Source organism: Yersinia artesiana (genome assembly GCF_902726545.1).
GTDB lineage: Bacteria > Pseudomonadota > Gammaproteobacteria > Enterobacterales > Enterobacteriaceae > Yersinia > Yersinia artesiana.
Genome location: NZ_CACVAD010000111.1, coordinates 1 through 237 on the forward strand (window position 1 = coordinate 1; position 237 = coordinate 237).

Consider the following 237-nt stretch of genomic DNA (forward strand, 5'->3'; position numbering starts at 1 on the left):
GTAAGTGCAGCGATGCATTGAGCTAACCAGTACTAATGATCCGTGAGGCTTAACCTTACAACACCGAAGGTGTTTTGGATTTGAGAGACAGAGATTAATTTTCAGCGATGATTCCAGATTGGATTGGCTGGCTGGGTAGAAATACCGAGCGAGTTAATTAAAACAGAATTTGCCTGGCGGCCATAGCGCGGTGGTCCCACCTGATCCCATGCCGAACTCAGAAGTGAAACGCCGTAG

The 237-nt window shown here is 47.7% G+C and carries 1 rRNA gene; it reads left to right on the forward strand.

Features of this window, described 5'->3' with window-relative positions:
* Positions 1-172 precede the first annotated feature (172 nt).
* Positions 173-237 (forward strand): 5S ribosomal RNA (gene rrf / locus HU019_RS20155); the annotation flags it as partial.